This window comes from Clostridium disporicum (genome assembly GCF_001405015.1).
GTDB classification, from domain to species: Bacteria; Bacillota; Clostridia; order Clostridiales; family Clostridiaceae; genus Clostridium; species Clostridium disporicum_B.
The window spans coordinates 40998-60585 of sequence record NZ_CYZX01000022.1 but is presented as its reverse complement, the minus strand read 5'-3'; the positions used below and the strand labels follow the sequence as shown (position 1 = coordinate 60585).

Here is a 19588-nt window from a genome sequence, read left to right as displayed (position 1 = left end):
TTTTTAAATATATTGAAGGTTGGTATAACAGAAAAAGGCTACACTCTTCTATTAATTACATGACTCCAGATCAATGTGAATTATTAGCTAGAAGTGCAGCATAAAAAAGTTTGACTTTTTGTGTCCAAAATATTGACATAAGACCAATATATTTGAAGGTGATTTTATGGATATAAATGAAAAATTAAGAATATTAAGTGATGCTGCTAAATATGATGTATCTTGTTCATCATCTGGTTCAAATCGAAACTCAAAAAAAGGTCAACTAGGTTCAGTGAGTACTTCTGGAATTTGTCACTCATTTACTCCAGACGGAAGATGTATTTCTCTATTAAAAATCCTATTAACTAACTACTGCATTTACGATTGTACTTATTGCTTAAATAGAAAGTCTAATGATATAGAAAGAGCAGCTTTTACAGTGGACGAGATTGTATCTTTAACTATTAATTTCTATAGAAGAAATTACATTGAAGGGCTTTTTTTAAGCTCTGCCATATTTAAAAACGCCAATCATACCATGGAAATGTTAACTAATGTTGTTGATAAACTTAGAAATAGTTATAACTTCAGAGGTTACATCCACTTAAAAGCAATTCCTGGTGCAGATGAATCATTAATAAAAAAAGCTGGAACATTAGTAGATAGAATGAGTGTTAATTTGGAGTTACCTTCAAACGATTCACTAAAGCTTCTTGCCCCTGAAAAAAACAAAGAAAGTATTTTTACTCCTATGAAATCCATAAAAAATAATATTATTCTATACAATGATGAAAGAAAAAAGTTCAAATCTGCTCCACTTTTCGTTCCTGGAGGACAAAGTACTCAACTAATTGTTGGTGCTACTAAAGAAAGTGATTATAATATATTGAAGTTAAGTGAAAACCTTTATAATAAATTTTCATTAAAACGTGTTTATTACTCTGCATATGTACCTGTTAATACTGATAAAAATTTACCTAGTATAAAAAATCCGCCCACATTAAGAGAACATCGTCTATATCAAGGCGACTGGCTTCTTAGACTTTACGGTTTTAAAGCTGATGAATTATTAGATAATAAAGCTCCTAACTTCGATATAAATTTTGATCCTAAAACAAATTGGGCAATTAATAACATTCACCTATTTCCTGTAGAAATAAATAAAGCCCCTTACGAAACTCTTATAAGAATTCCTGGTATAGGAATACGAGGTGCAAAAAAAATTCTTAGCTCTAGAAGAATATCTTCTTTAGATTTTGAAGATTTAAAAAAATTAGGAGTAGTTTTAAAAAGAGCTCAATATTTTATAACCTGTAAAGGAAAATATTTTGGTTCTGTAGATATAGATGGTGATAAAATAAAGAAAGTTTTATCTCCAAAAGTTGATTTGAATATAATAGATAACAATTATGAACAACTTAGTTTTTTTGATAATAACATTGCTTTATCACCTTCTTTTAACAAGTTATCTTTATTGAAAGATAAAAATTCTTCAATTATAGGAGAAATATAATTATGATAAATGAGTATTTATATGACGGTACATTTGAAGGTTTATTAACATGTATATTCTATTGTTATTCATCTAAAACAGAGGTGAAAATAACTAAAACTAAAAATTATTTACCTAATCTTATTTCATCTCCAATAGAGATTGTAACTGAAATAGATAAATTTAATAGAGTTTATTCAAGCATACGTGACAAACTTAGTTATACTACATTAAAAACTATTTATTATCTCTACTTAAGTGATGTTAATAATATAGAAACATTAATATATAAATATATTAAACTATGTTATAACTATGGAAATAATATAAACTTAGCTAAGAACAATGAGATAATCTCTCTAGTTGATAAATATTATAGAAAAGTTTCTTTAGAATCTCATAGGTTTACTGGGTTTGTTAGATTCAAAAAAATTAAAGCCCAATTATACTATAGTACTATTGAGCCTGACCATAATATTTTGCCTATAATATCTACTCACTTTATAGAACGTTTTTCCGATCAGAACTTTATAATTCATGATTTGAAAAGAGAAATTGCTCTTTTCTATAATAAAAATAATAGTATAATAACTGAACTTTCTAAGGATGAAACAAAAAATTTATTAAACTATTCTAATGATGAATTTGAATCCTTATGGAAAACATTCTATAATTCTATAAATATAAAAGAACGAGAAAACTCAAAGCTTCAAAAAATGCATATGCCTACTAGATACTGGCATAACTTGACTGAAATCAAATAATAATTTTAAAAATAAAAAGATGAAGCTTAATTGCTTCATCTTTTATATATTAAAAAAATCCTTAAGAATCTTTATATCTTCTTGGTTAAATTCATATTTATCTATATCATTCTTTCCAATCCATTTAACTTGATTTATACTTTTATGGCATGTTATGTACTCTTTTATACTACCTATAAATACTTTAAGCCCATTATCTTTTTCATCAAAATATTCTTTAAAAGGTTTTAAATCAAATATATTACACTTTATATCTTTATCAACAGCTTTTGTAATACATTTTTCTTCATCTTCTTTTCCTTTAATTTCTTTTCCAAATAACCCCCAAGTTTTAGTTGCACCTTTTCCTTTTCCTCTTTCAGCTACTAAAACATTATTAAAATCATCAACTATTAGAATACTACATCTTAATACTTTTTCCATATTAGACTCCCCCTTAATTCTTAGTTATAAAATTTCTACTTATATATTATTATAATATTATATTTTATTTATTAAAATACCTTTTTTCCACATTTTGAATAATAAAATGTAAAAATCCTCATTTTTTAAATCGTTTACTTATAACTTTAAAGCATTTTTAGAAAGTATTCAAGATTTTTTTATCTATTTTTGTTAAATTTTGTTGAATTAATTTTTATTGAAATATATAATACTAAATTAAAGAGTTATTTACGAAAGGAGAAAAAAAATGAATTCAACTTTTTTTCAACAGTTTTTAATGATTTCAGATTTTAAAACTGTATTATTTATAGGAATTTTAGTATTAATTTTCTTTGGAATCAGTTTTTTAGGTAAAGGCAAAACTAAGCTTAAATTTTCTACTAGAATGATTCTATCCACTATAATAGGTTTATTATTAGGACTATTAATCCAACTTGTAGCTAAATTCCCTGCAAATCCATCTGAAATAACATGGATTAGTGAAGTTTCTAAATGGTATGGACTTATAGGTAATGGATTTATTGATTTATTAAAAATGCTAGTAGTTCCAATAGTATTAATATCTATCATCAGAGTAATTATGAATATGACTCAAGATGATAATATAGGTAAACTTACAGGAGTATCTATAATAAGTCTTTTATCTATTACAGCTCTATCTGCAATAATAGGTGTTATTGTAGCAAATATAATGAAACTAGGTGTCGGTGCAAATGTTATTGCTGGCTCTGCTACAATTAAAGAAATCGAGCCTATAGCAGATACATTAAGAGGTTTATTACCTTCAAACATTGTAGATTCAATGGCTAAAGGAAATGTTATAGCTATAGTTATATTTGCAACTTTTATAGGTCTTTCTATAAGAAGATTAAAAGTAAAAAAATATGATAAAGTTAAGGTTTTTATAGATTTCATTGAAGCTTCTTATACAATCATAACAAGTGTTGCTATAACAATTATTAAATTTATGCCTTATGCCGTTGTTGCATTACTATCAAATGTAATAGCTTCACGTGGTATAAGTTCATTAAAAGAAGTATTTGGTTTCATAATTGCAATATATATTTCTACAGCTATTGCATTTATATTACAAATGCTTATAGTTTCACTGTTCAAATTAAATCCATTTAAATATGTTAAAAATGTTTTAGAAGCACTTGTACTTGCTTTTACATCTCGTTCAAGCCTTGGAACTTTACCTGTAACTATTAAAGTTCTAACAGAAAATGCTGGCATAAAAGAAGGTACTTCTACTTTTGTTGGCTCACTTGGTTCTAATATGGGTATGAATGGATGTGCCGGTATCTATCCTGCACTTATGGCTGTAACTTTAGCAAATATGGTAGGAAGACCTTTAGATATATCTTTCTATGCAACATTAATAATTGTCATCGTTATAAGTTCACTTGGAATAGCAGGCTTACCTGGAACTGCTATCATGGCTGTTTCAGTTGTTATCAGCGGTGTTGGACTTGGAGAATTTTTCCCATTAGCTGCAGGTATCATAGCTATAGATCCAATTCTTGATATGGCACGTACTATGATAAACGTTAATGGAACTATGGTTTCAGCAGTTATAACAAGCTCTATAACAGGTGATTTAGATAAAAATATTTTTAATAATGATGATAAATCAAATTCTAATATTGAAGAATAATTAGATATTTATTTTTTCAGCTAGTTTATAAGATTCACTCTTATAAACTAGCTTTTTTTGTATATACATAGATATATTTGTCAATACTCTATAAAGAGGTGAATTACTATATGAGTTTATTAAAATATACTCCTTTTATAATTTTAATATATTTCTCATTAAAACTTCTTTCTAAGTTTATTGAAGAAAATATTATCTCTCTTAAAGAGCAAATATCAAATGAAAAAATTGAAAAAGGAATTCTTTCTATAAAAGATTTACAACAAAGTAATTATGATAGATTTCTTAAGGCAATTAAATTTTATCTTTCTACTCATAATTATGAAAATATTATTATTTTTAAAGATAACTCTCCTGAGTTAACAAATCTTAAAGGTATATTAAATGGAGAGAATATCTATATAACATGTATTCAAAATGAAACAGCTACTGATTCTACTAATGAAACTTTATTTACACTTACTACAAAGAAAGACATAGAATCATTCTTAGGAAGAATGATTTCTAATGGATGTAAAAAGGGTATTTTAATTAATAATAGTTCATTTTCTGAAGATGCCTGTAATTTTGCCAGAGAATTAAACGAATCATCTAACTATGAAATTAAATTAGTTGATGGTTATGAGCTTACTAAATCAATTAGATTATATAAAAATTGTAATATTGAATTGGAGGTAAGTAATGAGTTTTAATAATGTTTATTTTTTTATTATAATTATCTTTTTTTGTCCGTTAATCGGCAAAATAATTTTTGAAGCATTAGAGCTTTACAATTTATCAAAAGAATATAAAAATGGGAATTCATTAATTAATTCATTGATAAGACTAACTGCAAAAGAATTTCAAATCTGGTGTGGTGAATATTTAGTTTATTTAGGATATAGTAATATAATATTTTCTGATGTATCTAACTCAAATTCTTCAATAATATGTACTTTAGATAATACAAGCTATTATGTTTATTGTAAAAAGACTCCTAAAGAAAATATGGTTAGCGAATTCGAACTAGAAAGCCTTTTAGGCATTTTAATATCAAAATCATTATATAATGGTATATTAATTACCACTTCTCCTTTAAGTTCTAAAGCGCTTGATTTTTTAAAAAATCTTCCTCATCCATATACAATAAAAATATTATCACTAGATACAATTATAGAAAAAGATTTAGGCACCTACCCCTTACAACTAAATAACTTAAAATAAGCTAATCTAATAAAAGATTAGCTTATTTTAAAAGTATATATCTGAAAATTCTATTTCCACTTTAGATACAAGTGTGTTTTCAAAGGTAAATTCGTCTTGTAATCTATAATAATCTTCTACATTATATTGTACTACAGGAAATTCTACTTTTACTGTTGTGCCTTTTCCTATTTCACTATCTATAACTATATTTCCGCCATTAATTTCTACCATAGATTTAACAAGGTTTAATCCAATTCCACTTCCTTCTGTTTTCCTATACAAAGTAGTATCTCCTCTTTCAAATCTATTAAATATAGATTCTATTCTCTCATTTTCTATTCCACAACCATTATCCCTAAAAAATATCTTTACTTTATCATTATCTTTTTCTATATTTATAAAAATAAAACCCCCATATTCATTATATTTTATAGCATTAGATATTAAATTTAATACTATTCTTTCTAACGAATCTTCATCACAGTAACAAAAAATTTCTTCTTCAGTTGTGTCAAAAATAACCTCTATCCCTTTAAAAGAAGCATAATCTATTATAGATTCTGTAATATTCTCAACTTTTTCCACTATATTTACTATCTTTTTAGCAGGAGAATAGTACCCACTCTCTATCTTGTTTATATCTAATATATTATTAATTAATCTTATAAGTCTAAAACAATTTTGTCTTATTGATGATGTATATTTTCCACAACCTGTTAAATTACCTTCTTCTATACACTTTTCTTGCATCTGCATAGCAGAATATATTACGTTTACAGGTGTTTTAAATTCATGAGATATATTAGTAAAAAATTGATTTTTCAACTTTTCATCTTCTTCCTTTTGCTTTAATTTTACTATCATATTCTCATATTCTTTTCTATACTTTATATCTCTCAATATAAATAAATATAAATCCTTATATGTATCTTTTAATTTAACTCCAATCTCTTCACACTCTATCGTTATTCCATTTATAGTATATGTATTATGTCTTGGTTTCAAAATATTTTCCTTAGATAGTATTTTATCTTTTTCTTTAATTTTTTCATAAGAGGCGCTATCTACAATATCATATATACTCTTTCCCATAAGATCATTTTTATTTTTAATATTAAAGAAATTTTTATAACTATCATTTATGTATATTATTTTATCATTTTCTCTTATAGTTACTGCATCTGGCATATTCTCAAATATCCCTTCATACCAGGATAATATATATCTTAACTTTTTATTTAAATTATTTTCTGTATTTATTAAATTATTGATTATCAATACTTTTAAAAGTGAGTATTCACCTACAATAAAAACTAATAAGATTAAATAGAATTTATAATCTCCTAAATCATATCTTTTGAAATACATAAACAACAAATATATTACTTTTGAAATTAAATAAATTAAAATACCTTTATAAGCCTCTTTTTCAAAATTTTCCTTAGCTCTATATACAAGAAAAACTAAAAATATAAACCCACATATAAAAAATATAGTTCTAATGGAATAAGCTATTGTCCCAACACTTACTTTAAATATATTTATTGAAATAAAGTTTACTAATAGCCCTAAGGATAATATCTTTATAAAACTCCTAATATTTTCTTTGAAATTATTTAGTGTATAAGCTATTAAAATTATTTGTAGCAAATAATATATATTATTAATAAATACAGTTTTATTTGATATTAAATCTAAAGCTATATTATTACTATATGTTGAATAGAAAATTGCTGATTTAATCATTGTAATAATTGCTAAAAATCCACATCCAACTGATATTTGTAAATAAAACTTATCTCCGTAATCTTCTGATAAAATACTATTACACTTATATTTAATTTTGCTTAACGAATAAATCATTAGAACTATATAAAACATACTGATTATAGTTTTACATAAATATTCTATAAAATATTTATCCACAATTCCATTTATAACAAAAGATGTAAAAAATAAAAATGTTATTATACTTAAAATATTTATTATATCCCTTGTACTTGCTCTTTTTATCATAAACCCCTGATTCATATCTAAATTACCCCACTATAACTACTATATTTAAGCAAAACTTCTTATCATTTTTTATTTACTTTTTCATACTTATAAATTTTACATCATTCTCACTTTTATTTCAATTTTTTCTTTAAATTACTATTTTTATTTATTTTTCTTCTTTTTACCACAAAATTTCATTCTAATTATAAAAATGACCTCTCGCCATTCTTTAATTACTTTCCTAATAAAAAAAGATGCTACACTTTTGTAACATCTTTAAAATATAATCTAAATTAATCTGCATCCCTCTGAATCTTGCTCAATTCTACCTTCTTTCATAAGACCACCTAACGCCATCTTAAAGTAGTTTTTACTAGTTCCAAAAGTAGCTTTAATATCTTCTGGTTTAGATTTATCGTTAAACTCCATAAATCCACCATTTTTTCTCATATATTTAACTATCTTTTCTTTCAGTTCATCTCTTTCATTTAATCTAGTTTTTCTTGGAGTTAATCCTATAACTCCATCCTCATATATTCTTTTAACTCTTAACTTCATTTCTGTTCCTGGGAATATTTCTTCATAATATTCATTAGGTAAAACTAATCCTTTATACTTTCCATCTATAGCAACATTCAATGTTCCTGATGGAGTTCTTGAATAAACCATCGCAGTAACCTCATCTCCAACCTTGAATCCTACAGACTCATCAGCTATTTCTATGTAGTTTTCTACTTCAGTAGTAGCTGCTAATCTATTTGTCTTATCTAAGTATATATAGAATAAATACTTATCTCCAGTACGAAGTTTGAATCGTTGTTCTTTAAGTGGAACAAAAATATCCCTATCTAATCCAAAATCTATAAACGCACCGAATTCTCCTTGATGAACAACTTTTAAGTACGCCACATCATATACTTTAGCTAATGGCTTTTTAAAAGTAGCTATAGGTCTATCTTTAGAATCTCTATAAATAAAAACTTCTCTTTCTTGACCAACTTCAACATTCATTCCTTCAGCTAAAGATTTTGGAAGTAATACATCTTCTCCACTCTCTTTATCTACTAAGTAAAAACCAAAATCTTTCTCTCTATCAACTCTTAGAGTATTATAATCACCTATTTTTAACATAAGTCCTCCTATTTTTTATATTTATTACTTAAGGCCACATAATTATCAGCAGATTTTTGAATACTCTTTATTTCTTCATCTGTTAATTTTCTAATAACCTTAGCTGGATTTCCTAATACTAGAACCCCCTCTTCAAAGCTTTTGCCTTGAGTTATTAATGATCCTGCACCTATAATAGTATTCTTACCAATTCTAGCTCCATTTAATATTATAGACCCCATTCCTACTAAAACATTATCTGCTATATTGCATCCATGAATTATAGCTCCATGCCCAATTGTAACGTTTCTACCTATTATAGTCTCATAATCAACATCTATATGAATAACTGAATTTTCTTGAATATTAGTATTTTCTCCAATAACTATTTTATTCATATCAGCTCTTAGCCTTGCACCAAACCATATATTAACATTATCTTTAATTAAAACATCTCCTATAATATCTACAGATTCTGATATATATGCTGTCTCATTAATATTAGGATACTTTCCATAAAACTCCTTAACCATTACTATTAAACCTCTCTCATTCCAAAGTTTCACTTTATTTTATCATCATTTATAATTGTTGTCATTATTTTAATACTCCTAATACTATATATAAGTATGTAATAATTTATTAAGAGGTATACATTTTGGGAAAAAAGAAAAGTAAAAATAATATAGTCTTTGATCAAAATAAAATTAGATTTTATTACGGAATACCTCACTGTCATTCAAATTACTCTACTGGTAGAGGAACACCTACTGAGCTTTATGAATACGCAGCCAAATGTGGCTTAGATTATTTATTTATAACTGATCATAATGATTTTCTTAATAATAAATCATCTAAAGACGGTTCATCAACTAAGTGGCAAAGTTTAATTAGTATTTGTAATAAATTTAAAAAGTCTCATGATGATTTTCTTCCAGTTGTTGGTTTCGAATGTAAAACTCAATCATATGGTGATTTTAACGTAATAAATTCAAAAAATTTTTTTACTGGCACTCTTAAAGACTTAAGACTTTTAACACTATGGATGATAAATAATCCTACTGCTTTTATATCTATTAATCATCCACATAAAAACATAATGGATATACCCTATGATCCAATATTTAATAATATAATTACTTCAATAGAAGTTTGTAATGGGAATCCATCTGCAAAGATTACTTACCATGAAAAATACTTTTTTCAACTATTAGATTGCGGTTGGAAATTAGGTGCTATAAATGGTCAAGATAATCATAGAGTTAACTTCGATGAATCTGATAACCTTACGGTATACATTGGAAATGAGCTATCTAAAGAAGCTTTAATAGATGCATTTAGGATGCATAGAACATATTCTACTGAATCTCGTTTTTTGCGATTATATTTTACAATAAACAATAATTTTATGGGAGAAAGTATTGTTACTAACAATAAAAAATTAAAATTTTTAATTTTTGCTGAAGATGTTAAATATAGAATAAAAGATATAGAAATAATAACTAATGGTGGTAAACTTATTAAATCAATAAATAATATAAATTTAAATAGCATTAAGTATCTCTATGAACATATTCCTGCTGAAAACGAAAGTTGGTATGTAATAAAAGTTTATCAATCTAATGGAAAAATCGCTATTACATCCCCCATATTCATTTATCACTATAATATTATTGATGAAAACACCTTATAAAAAAGATGAGAAGCTATACTTCTCATCTTTTTACTTATTGTCTTTTTGATTTTTTAAATGCTTAACTCTATTTGGCTTAGCCTTAGGTCTAATTTCTATTTGTTTTTCTTTCTTCTTAGGCCCTCCAGTAGTTTGAATTTCTAAGAACCATAAGAAAAATGTTACTGTAACTATTGTAAGAATCATACTTAACCATAAATTTTGCTCTTGCATAATCTTTGGTAAAAACATTTGTAAAACAAATAATGCTATTGATATTCCTAGTGGTATAAACTTATTTATTCTTACCTTTGAGAAAACATATTTTCTACCTAAGAACAGAATTCCAAATGTGATTGCTAATAATATTACAAAATATAATACTGTAAATAAAATGCCCATCCTCTGTTTGCTCCTTCCATATATATATACACTTATATATTACTTTTTATTTAACATATTTTCAAGTAATATTATTTTTCCATATTTTGATAAAACGTTAAATATTGAGTTATTATTTAAAAGATTTTATTTAATACTTCTTTTTTCTTATATAATTTGATAAAATATATTAAAGATATTATAAATTTATTAAAAGGGGTGTTAGTTTTGAATCAGAGTTATCAATTAGATGAACTAGATTTTCAGATATTAGATATATTAGTTAAGGATTGTAGAACTCCTTATTTAGAAATTGCTAGACTTTGTCATGTTAGTGGTGGTACAATACATGTTCGTATGAAAAAGATGGAGGAACTTGGTATAATTAAAGGTTCTCGTATATTACTTGATCTTCCAAAGTTAGGATATGATGTTTGTTGTTTTGTTGGAATATATGTTGATAAAACATCTTCATTTAATGATGTTTTTGACGAACTATCAAAAATAAAAGAAGTTGTTGAATTGCATTTAACTACTGGTGATTATTCAGTATTTGCCAAAGTTATATGTAAAAACATCACAGATCTTCAAGATATACTTTTAAATAAAATTAATGTTATAACCGGAATTCAACGAACCGATACTATTATATCTTTAAATCAACCTATAGACAGAAATATTACTATTTAGCGAATAAAACCTCCTTTTTATGGTTACTATAGCAACAGTATCATAAATAAGGAGGTTTTTTATGAAATTATTAGATACTATAATACTTGCAATAATTATACTTGGTTCTATTAATTGGGGGCTAATTGGTATATTTCAATTTGATTTAATTTCCAACATTTTCGGTGATATGTCCGTATTTACTCGAATTATTTATACATTAGTTGGTATATGTGGTTTATATGCTATTTCATTTTTTATGAAAAGCAAAAGTACAAGTAATGACAAATAAAAAAAATCCTTCTTTTTATCGAAGGATTTTTTTGTTTATAATGTTTTTATAATATCAAATAACTCTATTGCAGCTCTTCTTGGACCATCTTTTTCTTGTCCTTTTATTCCTAAACAAGTTTTAATCTGTCCTACCTTAATATTATTTTTAAACATAAGATTGAAATATTCTTCTATTAATACATCAGTTTTCTCTTTCATTTGAACTGGCCCAAAAGGATTTGCAAAGTAACTTTCTACTAACCCTTTTTCAGATGTAGTCCCTTTTGCCATTCTTGCACCACTTTTAAACACATTAATAGCTTCATCTACATTTCCAAAGAACTCTATAGATTTATCCTCAGCTTCCACCGCTGTATAGTTATTTGCATAAAGCATCATATCTACTTTATAGCCTTTAACTATTTCAAAGTATGGAGTTATAGGCATTACCAATCTAGCATTTATCTTATCTGGATTCATAAATATACTTCTATCTATTTCATTAAATGCATAACCTTGCTCTAAATCATCTAATCTAACAAATGCTCCGATTTCTGTACCATATCCAACTACTTCATTATCTGTATTTTTAAATATACCCATATCATCGAATATCACTGTCATATCACTTATATTATCTTTACCAAGTGCTCTAAAAGCTTCTAAACTCTCTGATTTTCCTGCTCCACTATCTCCCATAATTACAACATTGGCTTCTTTACCACTCTTAAGCTTAATATTAACCATTGCACCATGTATTGGTAGATATCCTCTTTTTATCATAATCAAATTGTGAAGAGTTAAAATCATCTTTTTCATATATCCAAAATAATCAATTTGATCTGAATGATTAATGTATCCTAACATAATATCATTTTCTACATCATCATAAAATACTGTCTTGAAGTCATCTTCTTTATCAGTTCCTCCAAACACATAGATTATATCTGGTTTTCTATTTCTACATTCATCTCTTTTTGCCATTTCAAAAAGATTACATAGAGTTATTCCATGCTCCATAAAATCTCTATGGAAATATACATATGCCAACAATTCTCCTACTTTCGCTGGATAGCAGAACCAATGTTCTTTATTTATAACACAATTTTTTAATGGATTTTCAGTTACCTCTGAGAATATTCCCGTTCTTGTATTTCTTTTTGGATAAGTTATAAATGGAGGTTCAATTAAAATACAATCAATAAAGTTTATTTCTTGTAGCATTCTATAAGATTTAGGCATTGGCCAATTCACCTTATTTATCATTACACTACAATTTCCCCCAACTGGTATTTGTCTAAATACAAGCGGTTTTTCTCCTAAAACATTCTCTTCTACTTTTCTATATAACTTTAATATTAATCTTGAAAAATTACTATTTGCTTCAGTAAAGCTCATAGCCGCAAGCCCCTGTCTCACTCTATCCGTATGGATAATAGTATATCTTTCTAGCCTTCTCCAAAAACGATAAAAATCTTCTATTACTTTTATAAATTCATTTCTATCTTCAAATAACCCTTTATAATTTATATTTACTTCTAATATTTCTTCTACAGTCATTAATGTTAACCATTTAAACACTGTAACAAGATTTTTTCTTATATATTGTATATCATTACTCTCAAGGGCCTCTGTTAAATATCTATATGAGTTAGATCTCTTGTTTTGCGCCTTCTTTAAATAAACTTCTAACGTTCTTCTAAACCCATCACTATCAAGTACCATCTCATAAGTTGTACAATATTTCGCTGTAAAATTAATTAATACTTTATCATTATTGATAGAAAATTCTTTTCGCATTTAGCAATCTCCTCCCCAATGTGGCTTTATCTTATATTATTTATTCAAAAAATACTCTAATATGCAAAATAAATAAGAAATTCTTACTGAATATAACAATTTTCACTTAAGTTATTTAATTATTAAAGTATCTTCTAACTTAAATATGATTTAATAATGTTTCTAACATCTTCATTTAAAGTCTTTTCTTCTTCTTTAGTTAATTCAGCAGTACTAATTGCATTTCCAAAAGTAACTTTAATTTTTGAAGGTTTAAATTTTTTATCTTTTTCAAAACTAGTGTAAGCACGATCTATTGCAATTGGTACAATTGGTGCCTTTGCCTTTGTAGCAAGCTTTAAACTTCCTTTTTTAAATTCTCCTATATTTCCATCCTTACTTCTAGTTCCTTCTGGGAATATAGCCAACGAATATCCTTTTTTTAATAATTCTACTCCATAATTAATTGTTTTAATTGCTTCTCTTGGATTTTCTCTATCTAATGGAATACAATGTGCCTTTTCAAGCCACGTTCCAATAACTGGAGCTTTCAACATTTCTTTTTTAGCTACAAAACCAACTAATCTATCTATTGTATAAAACATAATAGGTATGTCTAATATACTTGTATGATTTCCAATAAAAACACATGCTTCATCAGGAATATTCTCTAATCCTTTTACCTCTAAATCTATCCCAATAGTTTTTATTGTGTATTTTGCCCAAAGATACGCAGTTTTTTGAGCATATTTATCTGCTTCTTCTTGCCCCTTATACTTTTTTATCCACGAATGTTTTATAGCTTTCACTCTTACATTTAACATGTACGCCCCGTATAAAATCCCTTTTATTATCATTAACTTTCTCACACCTTTTTTATTTAATTGTTTTAATTATACTATTTAAAAGATTTTACTTCAAGAAATATGTTAATAAGTTTGTATATTTTTTCGTAATATTGTTAAGCATTAGTAATACCCTGGAGGTTATTATGAAATTTTACAAACTTTTATTTCTTATTTTTATTATCCTATTATATAGTTGCTCTAATACTTCAGCAAATTCTAATTCAATTATGACCGTGCATTTTATCGATGTTGGTCAAGGTGATGCAATTCTAGTGCAAGTTAATGATAAAAATCTTCTTATAGATTCTGGTCCTAAGGAAAGTAGTTCTATTTTTTTCAATTATCTTAATTCCATAAATATAAAAAAACTTGATTATATTTTGGCTAGTCACCCTCACGAAGATCATATAGGAAATATGTATTCAGTTATAAAAAGATATGATATCGGTGAATTTTATGCCCCTAAGATAACACATACTTCAAAATCCTTTGAAAAAATGGTTGAATCACTTATATCTAAAAATAAAAAAATAAACGTATTTGATATAAATACAACATCAATTGATTTAGGGGAAAATGTAAATATAATTATATACTCCCCACTCTTGAAAGATTATGGTGATAATCTTAATCTTTACTCTGCTGTATTTAAAATTGAATATGGTAATACTTCTTTTTTATTTACTGGTGATGCTGAAAAAACTAATGAAGAGGATATTTTAAATTCAAATACTTCTATTAGATCTGATGTATTAAAAATTGCACATCACGGTTCATCTTCTTCTACTTCTACAGCATTTTTTAATGCAGTATCTCCTTATATAACTGTTATTTCAGTAGGAAAAGATAATAATTATAACCATCCAACTTCTAAAACATTAAACCTATTAAATTCACGCTCTAATAAAATTTATCGAACGGATATAGATAATACTATAGTATTAATTTCTGATGGTAATAATATCTATAAAAAATTCTCCTATAAATGATAGATGCTCCTAAATAATTAGGAGCATCTATCATTTAAGGATGTTATCCTTAAATCAATATATTGATAATAAACATTATGCTTCTTCGTTCATTTCTTCTATCGGGTTAATATATTTTCTCCATGAAATAAACATAGAATATAAACTTACAACATCTTGTTCATTATACAATAATATATTTTCTATTTTTTCACTTGGCATTCTTTCAATATATTCTTTATCCTTCAATACCTTATGGAAAGTTTTAGCTAAATTTGAACCACTGATTAATTCACTTTCTCTATGTATACCAAATACTTTTTCTAGGTTTTTTAATCCTATAGATGTCTTTTTATCCATCTCATACTCTTTTTGAATATCCACAGATTCATATTCTTTTGTAAAGTCATAATATATACCATACTTATTAAATAAATAATTAATTACTGTAAAGTCATTATTGCCTGAAAATGTTACTATTGCTTTTTTTCCCTCTTCTTTCATTTTTATAAAATACTTCTTTGCTAATATCAATATATCTACCACATCATTTTTTCCTTCTATCATATATTGAGTAACATGAAGTTTTTTATCTTTTTCATCAAATACACATGCACCAAAAACACCTACACATTTAGGTTTTTTATACACGTAATGTTCTAAATCGAAAAATATTAATTCTTCAGGCTTAAATTTAACATCATCTCTTTCTAGAATATAATCTAACTCTTGTTCCTCTAACTCTATTATATTTTCTCTAATTATCAAAAATATCACTCTTTCTTGTTTATTGTTTCTTCCCCCTCAATTCAAATATACCAAACTTTCTTTTTCATTATATCATCTTATTTTACAAGTGAATATATAATTATTACTATTAATACAGCATTTTAAACTAATGCGAGATTTTAATATATTGACCCCTTATTAAAGTTTTGATATCATAAATATGATAATGATTTTCAATTTGAGGTGGAATTTATGTGCATTTGTGATTTAAAACTTGGAGAAAAAGGTATTATAGATAAAATAAATGGAGATTCCAAATTAGCTAAAAGACTTTCCGCTTTAGGTTGTATTGAGGGAACAGAAATTGAACTAAAAAGAATTGCTCCTTTAGGAGATCCTATAATCTTAAACTTAAGAGGCTTTGATCTTGCAATTAGAAAGAAAGATGCAAAAAACATATGCTTGACTAAATAAAGGAGATGACATAATGAAGACTATTGCCCTATTAGGTAATCCAAATGTCGGTAAAACAACTCTTTTTAATGCCTTAACTGGTTCAAACCAAAGAGTTGGAAACTGGGCTGGTGTTACTGTTGACAGAAAAGAAGGAACATTTGATGATGTGAAAATTATGGACTTGCCTGGTATATATGCTATGGATACCTATTCTAATGAAGAAAAAGTTTCAAAAGAATTTTTAGAAACTGGTGATGTTGATGTTATTTTAAATATCATTGATGCTTCAAATATAGATAGAAATCTTTATTTAACCACTCAATTAAAAGCTTTTAAAAAGCCAATCATTTTAGCTATAAATATGATTGATGTAGCAGAGAAAAAAGGAATTCAAATAGATTATAATAAACTTTCAGAATTATTACAGGTAACAGTTATTCCTATACAAGCTGCCAAAGGATTAGGAATAAATGAAATTAAAGAAACTATAAAATCTGATAATTTCTTAAAGATAACAGATGATAATAATTATAAATTTTCTTCAGAAAAGGATGCTTATAACTTTATTTCATCACTTTTAGATAAATGTAACAAAATACATATTTCGGAGAAAAAAACTTTAAAAGATAAACTTGATAATATTTTATTAAATCCATGGTTAGCATATCCAATTTTCTTTATTACCATGGCTTTAATTTTCCAAGTAACATTCAGTTGGATAGGACAACCTCTTTCTGATTTACTCGATGGATTTTTAAATGATACTATTATTCCCTATGTATCAACTTTATTATCAAATTCTAGTCCTTGGTTTAGTTCTCTAATTGTTGATGGGATAATTTCCGGTGTTGGTGGAATATTAGTTTTATTACCAATAATTTTATCACTATTTACTTGCATAACAATTTTAGAAGATAGTGGATATATGGCAAGAGTTGCTTTCCTTATGGATAAAATAATGAGAAAGATGGGATTGTCAGGTAAAGCGTTTATACCAATGATAGTTGGTTTTGGATGCTCAGTTCCAGCAATTATGACTGCTAGAACTCTAGAGAGCGAAAAGGATAGAAAACTTACTGCTCTTCTTGTTCCATTGATGAGTTGTAATGCTAGATTACCTGTTTACAGCGTATTTGCTGCAGTATTTTTCCCAAATAATATTGGTATTATTGTAGCTTCCCTTTATTTCTTGGGAGTCCTATTAGCTTTTCTAATGGGGATATTATTTAAAAATACTTTATTCAAAAAAGATGAAGAGCCATTCTTAATTGAATTGCCTGAATATAAATTACCATCATTTAAAAGTATTTTAAATCAACTTTATGAAAAAAGTAAAAGTTTTATCATAAAAGCTGGTACATTAATCTTTGCCATGAGCGTAGTTTTATGGTTCTTATCGAACTTTAATTTTTCAGGCATGACAGATGTTAATAACAGTATATTATCATCTATAGGTGGTTTCTTAGCACCTATATTTAAACCGTTAGGTTTTGGTAACTGGCAAGCTTCTGTTTCGCTATTAACAGGATTAATTGCCAAAGAAACTGTTGTTTCATCTATGAGTGTTATATTCGGCGGAGACCTTTCTGTCTTATTACCACTACACTTTACAGCATTATCTGCACTATCATTTTTAGTTTTTGTTTTACTATATACACCTTGTATAACTGTTTTAGGTACTATGAAAAAAGAATTCGGTTTAAAAATTACACTTTTCTCTGTTGGATATCAACTTGTTTTAGCTTGGATAGTATCTTTCTTAGTATTTAATATAGGTTCTTTAATCATATAAAGGAGATGTATATTATGGAGATTTTTATAACAATAGTGATAGTTTTAATAGCATCATTTATAATATATAAAAACATAAAAAAATCATCTAAAGGCAATTGTAATTGTGGAAGTTGTTCTTCTCATTGCTCTAAATATAAAAACGATGATAAATAAAATTCATATAAATTTTGATATAACTAATTACTATTATGTATAAAAAAAGGAGTCCATACACTCCTTTTTTTATACTTTTTCAATATTCTTTATTACTTCTTTATTCTTTTCTAATAGCTTTGAATAGTAAAACTTCATTGTAGCTGCTGTTGGAGATGCAAGTAACATTCCAATAGGTCCAAAGAATCCTCCACCAATCACTACTGCATATATAATCCAGAATGGTCTAACCCCAACTTTACTTCCTATAAGCTTAGGATCTAAATACCAACCATCAAACATCTGTAATGCAAATAACGTTAAGAACACTACTAAACCTTTAGTCGGAGAAACAAATATATTTATAAAAAATCCTACTATCTCTCCTATAAAAGGCCCAAAATAAGGTATCATATTAGTTATACCAACAATTATAGAAAGCAATAAAGCATACTCTGATTTTACTATAGTTAACAATATAAATGCCATTATCCCTATTATAGTTGAATCTATAGCTTTTATTCCTATATATGTACCTATCATATTGTTATATATTCTACCAAATTCAATAACTTGTTTTGCCCTCTTCTCTTTTAACACTAGTACTAAGACTCTCTTCCAGTCATTTATAAGTTTATCTTTATCTGATAAAACATAAATAGATACTAAGAATCCTAGAACTACTTTAACAAGTTGTGAGGATAAATTAAATAAAGTATTAAATGAACCTTCTAATAAATTCATTAAAACATATCCTATTTTTTCTATATATGACTGTATTGTACCTAATGTACCAGTAGAATTAATTAATCCATTAATATTATCGTTGCTAACTATATCATTTAAGAATCTCTGAGCTGAATCTATATAACCTGGCACCTTATTAATCATATCTCTAATACTATCAATTAAACTCGGTATTCCATATATTGATATAATTGCGATTATCGTAATAAACAATATATAAGTTACAGCTATTGCAAGACTTCTTCTCATTTTCGTTTTTGATTCAATTATCTTTACTATAGGATTTAATACATATGCTATTACTATTCCATATATAAATGACATTGATAACGAAATTATTTTTCCTAGAGTGCTTGTTATGTCATCTAGGTACCCGAACAATTTAAATGCTAAAATACTAAAAACTACTATCCATAATGCAGCTACCACTGCATCTTTATACTTATTGTTCTTCAAAAACACGTTCTTTGTGCCTCCTTTCATTTTACTCTTTGATTATAACAGAATT

General features: G+C 26.4%; 21 protein-coding genes. 12 read left to right on the top strand and 9 right to left on the bottom strand.

Annotation, left to right across the window (positions count from 1 at the left end; translation table 11 throughout):
• Positions 1-166: 166 nt before the first annotated feature.
• Positions 167-1495, top strand: coding sequence for a putative DNA modification/repair radical SAM protein (locus ARA56_RS13570; protein WP_055267576.1), 1329 nt, complete (start codon positions 167-169; stop codon positions 1493-1495).
• A gap of 2 nt (positions 1496-1497) precedes the next feature.
• Complete coding sequence (locus ARA56_RS13565; protein ID WP_070205703.1) at positions 1498-2238, top strand: TIGR03915 family putative DNA repair protein; 741 nt, start codon at positions 1498-1500, stop codon at positions 2236-2238.
• Between the two features lie 42 nt (positions 2239-2280).
• Here the strand turns inward: ARA56_RS13565 and ARA56_RS13560 are convergent, their stop codons facing one another.
• On the bottom strand, positions 2281-2661 hold the full coding sequence (locus tag ARA56_RS13560) for a hypothetical protein (RefSeq protein ID WP_055267574.1): 381 nt from the start codon (positions 2659-2661) through the stop codon (positions 2281-2283).
• A 268-nt stretch (positions 2662-2929) separates the two neighbouring features.
• On the opposite strand from ARA56_RS13560, the gene ARA56_RS13555 reads away from it, so the two are divergent.
• From ARA56_RS13555 to ARA56_RS13545, 3 genes are all read left to right on the top strand, one after another.
• Positions 2930-4339, top strand: coding sequence for a cation:dicarboxylate symporter family transporter (locus ARA56_RS13555; RefSeq protein WP_055267572.1), 1410 nt, complete (start codon positions 2930-2932; stop codon positions 4337-4339).
• A gap of 110 nt (positions 4340-4449) precedes the next feature.
• A complete protein-coding gene (locus tag ARA56_RS13550; RefSeq protein ID WP_055267570.1) occupies positions 4450-5031 on the top strand; it encodes a restriction endonuclease in 582 nt (193 codons plus the stop codon).
• On the top strand, positions 5021-5542 hold the full coding sequence (locus tag ARA56_RS13545; protein WP_055267567.1) for a restriction endonuclease: 522 nt from the start codon (positions 5021-5023) through the stop codon (positions 5540-5542). Before ARA56_RS13550 ends, ARA56_RS13545 begins: the two co-directional genes overlap by 11 nt.
• Before the next feature lie 27 nt (positions 5543-5569).
• On the opposite strand, the gene ARA56_RS13540 is transcribed toward ARA56_RS13545, so the two are convergent.
• The 3 genes from ARA56_RS13540 to ARA56_RS13530 form a co-directional block, all read right to left on the bottom strand.
• Positions 5570-7555: a sensor histidine kinase gene (locus ARA56_RS13540; protein WP_055267565.1), complete on the bottom strand. Its 1986-nt coding sequence runs from the start codon at positions 7553-7555 to the stop codon at positions 5570-5572.
• Between the two features lie 255 nt (positions 7556-7810).
• On the bottom strand, positions 7811-8653 hold the full coding sequence (locus tag ARA56_RS13535; protein WP_055267563.1) for a CvfB family protein: 843 nt from the start codon (positions 8651-8653) through the stop codon (positions 7811-7813).
• Positions 8654-8661: 8 nt separating this feature from the next.
• Entirely contained in the window at positions 8662-9165 is a 504-nt protein-coding gene (locus ARA56_RS13530; protein WP_055267561.1) for a gamma carbonic anhydrase family protein, read from the bottom strand.
• A gap of 125 nt (positions 9166-9290) precedes the next feature.
• Between ARA56_RS13530 and ARA56_RS13525 the strand changes: the two genes are divergently transcribed.
• Entirely contained in the window at positions 9291-10325 is a 1035-nt protein-coding gene (locus tag ARA56_RS13525) for a CehA/McbA family metallohydrolase (protein WP_055267559.1), read from the top strand.
• Positions 10326-10355: 30 nt separating this feature from the next.
• On the opposite strand, the gene ARA56_RS13520 is transcribed toward ARA56_RS13525, so the two are convergent.
• Entirely contained in the window at positions 10356-10706 is a 351-nt protein-coding gene (locus ARA56_RS13520; RefSeq protein ID WP_055267557.1) for a hypothetical protein, read from the bottom strand.
• A 207-nt stretch (positions 10707-10913) separates the two neighbouring features.
• Here ARA56_RS13520 and ARA56_RS13515 point away from each other — a divergent pair, with 207 nt between their 5' ends.
• Both ARA56_RS13515 and ARA56_RS13510 read left to right on the top strand, forming a co-directional pair.
• Entirely contained in the window at positions 10914-11375 is a 462-nt protein-coding gene (locus tag ARA56_RS13515; RefSeq protein WP_055267555.1) for an Lrp/AsnC ligand binding domain-containing protein, read from the top strand.
• A gap of 61 nt (positions 11376-11436) precedes the next feature.
• Positions 11437-11646 (top strand): DUF378 domain-containing protein, encoded by a 210-nt coding sequence (locus ARA56_RS13510; protein WP_055267553.1) that lies wholly within the window; start codon positions 11437-11439, stop codon positions 11644-11646.
• Positions 11647-11681: 35 nt separating this feature from the next.
• Here ARA56_RS13510 and ARA56_RS13505 read toward each other — a convergent pair whose 3' ends face one another.
• Together ARA56_RS13505 and ARA56_RS13500 are read right to left on the bottom strand one after the other, a co-directional pair.
• Entirely contained in the window at positions 11682-13427 is a 1746-nt protein-coding gene (locus tag ARA56_RS13505) for a hypothetical protein (protein WP_055267551.1), read from the bottom strand.
• Positions 13428-13561: 134 nt separating this feature from the next.
• Complete coding sequence (locus ARA56_RS13500; RefSeq protein WP_231072940.1) at positions 13562-14230, bottom strand: lysophospholipid acyltransferase family protein; 669 nt, start codon at positions 14228-14230, stop codon at positions 13562-13564.
• A gap of 167 nt (positions 14231-14397) precedes the next feature.
• Between ARA56_RS13500 and ARA56_RS13495 the strand changes: the two genes are divergently transcribed.
• Entirely contained in the window at positions 14398-15243 is an 846-nt protein-coding gene (locus ARA56_RS13495) for a ComEC/Rec2 family competence protein (RefSeq protein WP_055267547.1), read from the top strand.
• Positions 15244-15318: 75 nt separating this feature from the next.
• Here ARA56_RS13495 and ARA56_RS13490 read toward each other — a convergent pair whose 3' ends face one another.
• On the bottom strand, positions 15319-15990 hold the full coding sequence (locus tag ARA56_RS13490) for a ribonuclease H-like domain-containing protein (RefSeq protein ID WP_055267545.1): 672 nt from the start codon (positions 15988-15990) through the stop codon (positions 15319-15321).
• 213 nt (positions 15991-16203) lie between these two features.
• Here ARA56_RS13490 and ARA56_RS13485 point away from each other — a divergent pair, with 213 nt between their 5' ends.
• From ARA56_RS13485 to ARA56_RS16495, 3 genes are read left to right on the top strand one after another with little or no spacing between them, the layout of a single operon-like run.
• Entirely contained in the window at positions 16204-16425 is a 222-nt protein-coding gene (locus tag ARA56_RS13485) for a FeoA family protein (protein WP_055267543.1), read from the top strand.
• 13 nt (positions 16426-16438) lie between these two features.
• On the top strand, positions 16439-18199 hold the full coding sequence (feoB, locus tag ARA56_RS13480; RefSeq protein ID WP_055267542.1) for a ferrous iron transport protein B: 1761 nt from the start codon (positions 16439-16441) through the stop codon (positions 18197-18199).
• Between the two features lie 14 nt (positions 18200-18213).
• Entirely contained in the window at positions 18214-18354 is a 141-nt protein-coding gene (locus tag ARA56_RS16495; RefSeq protein ID WP_084759041.1) for a FeoB-associated Cys-rich membrane protein, read from the top strand.
• A 69-nt stretch (positions 18355-18423) separates the two neighbouring features.
• Here ARA56_RS16495 and ARA56_RS13475 read toward each other — a convergent pair whose 3' ends face one another.
• Positions 18424-19542, bottom strand: a complete 1119-nt coding sequence (locus ARA56_RS13475; protein WP_055267540.1) for an AI-2E family transporter — start codon at positions 19540-19542, stop codon at positions 18424-18426.
• Positions 19543-19588 lie beyond the last annotated feature (46 nt).